The sequence below is a fragment of the Tychonema sp. LEGE 07196 genome (assembly GCF_963890365.1).
Lineage (GTDB): Bacteria > Cyanobacteriota > Cyanobacteriia > Cyanobacteriales > Microcoleaceae > Microcoleus.
In genome coordinates this window covers 1-2169 of the sequence record NZ_CAWPRX010000056.1, presented here as the reverse complement: position 1 = coordinate 2169, position 2169 = coordinate 1, and the positions used below count along the sequence as shown (strand labels likewise).

The following is a 2169-nucleotide window of genomic DNA, read 5'->3' as shown; positions in this document are numbered from 1 at the left end:
GGGCATGGGGCATGGGGCGTGGGGCATCTGGCCCGATCGCGAAATCGAAGGCTAGTCATTAGTCCTGTCCCCGATGGGGAACATCATTGGTTAATAAAGTGGATATGCCAGCTTAAATCAAGCCCATTTCTTGCAGGCCCCGGCGGAGGCGTTCTGCTTCAAAGGGGCGGGACTGTTCGTGAAGGGCGATCGCTCTTTTGAATTCTGCTAAACTCTCTGGCATTTTGCCAATTTTTAGCAGCGCTACTGCCAAGTTTTGATGAGCTTCGGCGTATTCGGGAGCGATTTTAATGGCTTGTCGGTAATAGGCGATCGCATCTGCTAAATTTCCGCCTGCTTTCAGCGTCAGTCCCAAATTGTAGTGACCTGTTGCAAAATTGGGGTCTATTTTTAAGGCTGCTTTGTAAGCTTTTTCTGCGGCTGGCAAATCTCCTTCATCTTTGAGCAAATTGCCCAAATTGTTGTAAGCGCCCAACTTCAGCGCCGGGAACACATTCGTATTAATTGCCGCTTGATAGTGTTCTTTGGCTTTAACAAACTGCTGCTGCAGGCAGTAGGCAATTCCTAAATGATAGTTGAGTTCATAAATAATAGAATCATCAATTGCGACATTCGTCAGTCCTCTGATTAATAAATTAATTCCCCGCCCAATTTGCCCGCTTTCTACATAAAGCGCGCCTAATTTGCTACAAGCATAGGCGTCGTTTGGATAGTAAGCTATATAGCGTTCCATTGCTGCTTGAGCTTTTTGGAATTTATTTTTGGCGGCGATCGCATTTTTGTGATAACCAGAGTGGTAAATCGCCACATTGGGGAGAGAAGCTATTTTCCAGGTGGGTTCCCTCTGCAAAATCTCAGCCGCGCTGTCGTCTATCATGGCGTGGTAGGGGCGAGAGAAGCGGATGTCGGGGCGATTGCGAAACAAGCGCGACACTAGGGAATAGGGAGATTGAGATGCACCGATTTCTTGGCGGATGAGATTGATTAGCAGCAGTCGATCGCTCTTAATGGCCTGCTTGAGAAGAGGTACAATCTCCGGTACCAAAACCTCATCGGCATCCAAAACCAAAATCCAGTCGCCTCGGGCGTGCTTGAGAGACTCATTGCGGGCTGCTGCGAAGTCGTCGCACCATTCAAAGTCATAAACCCTCGCCCCAGATTCGCGGGCAATTTCACGGGTGCGATCGCCCGAACCAGTATCAACTACGACTATTTCGTCAACAATACCCTTAACGCTGTCCAAAGTCCGCGACAGCGTTGTCTCTTCATTTTTCACGATCGTACACAGTGTCAGATCCATTGCGCGCCAACTTTCCTAATTTCACAGAATCATTGTAATTTTTTTTACCAGTAAAACACAAAAAGTCCCAGAAAATGTGCTCCTATACCAACTTAAAAAATAATACTACTGCAAGCCCGTACTGCCCGCGCCATCAGTCATCCGTCATTTCCATTTCCCAGCTCAAATCTTCAATGCCCCAATATCAAATTAGACTATTTCCCTTTGGCTTGAAGTCTAAGTATCTTTGTTAGCGAAAATAACTCGGTTAACTCTTTTGACACATTACCAATCTTTAAATTCCGGCGATTCACGACAAATTCTACCACTTTCGGTTCCTCCTTACGGTAGAGGTAATGGTGAGTCGTCAGTTGTTATTCTTGGTACATAAGACAAAGAACGAAAGAAAGTTAAGTATTCAGGAGAAAAAGAAATGTTTGGAATTATTGCTTGGGTCGTTTTAGGATTGATTGCCGGTGCGATCGCTAAAGCCATTTATCCGGGAACTCAAGGCGGCGGTTTTCTCGCAACAACAGGTTTAGGAATTGTGGGTGCCCTAGTGGGAGGTTATCTAGGTCAAGTCTTTTTCGGGACAAGCGCGGGAGCTTCATTCGGAGCATTGACTCTACCCAGCATAGCTTTTGCAGTCATCGGTGCTATCGTGGTACTTTTTGTCTGGGGATTGTTAACTCAGCGTGCTGCATAAAAAATATTTTCTATTCCCAATCCTGCCGATTTTTAGGGTATTCATAAACCCGGTTTTTTGAAAAACCGGGTTTTTCAGATCGGAATCTGCCGTTGAAAGCGCTGCTGTACAGAGGAAGTCAGCGCCAAGCCAACTGAAAAATCAAGTTATACCAAATTGATAAAATAGCGCTACATATCTACCC

At 45.8% G+C, this 2169-nt stretch carries 2 protein-coding genes; one reads left to right on the top strand and one right to left on the bottom strand.

Annotation, left to right across the window (positions count from 1 at the left end; genetic code table 11):
• Positions 1 to 112 precede the first annotated feature (112 nt).
• Positions 113 to 1300 (bottom strand): glycosyltransferase family 2 protein, encoded by a 1188-nt coding sequence (locus tag AACV78_RS07520; RefSeq protein WP_194013130.1) that lies wholly within the window; start codon positions 1298 to 1300, stop codon positions 113 to 115.
• 412 nt (positions 1301 to 1712) lie between these two features.
• On the opposite strand from AACV78_RS07520, the gene AACV78_RS07515 reads away from it, so the two are divergent.
• The gene (locus AACV78_RS07515; RefSeq protein WP_194013129.1) at positions 1713 to 1985 is read left to right on the top strand and encodes a GlsB/YeaQ/YmgE family stress response membrane protein; all 273 of its coding nucleotides are present in this window, start codon (positions 1713 to 1715) and stop codon (positions 1983 to 1985) included.
• Positions 1986 to 2169: the final 184 nt, after the last annotated feature.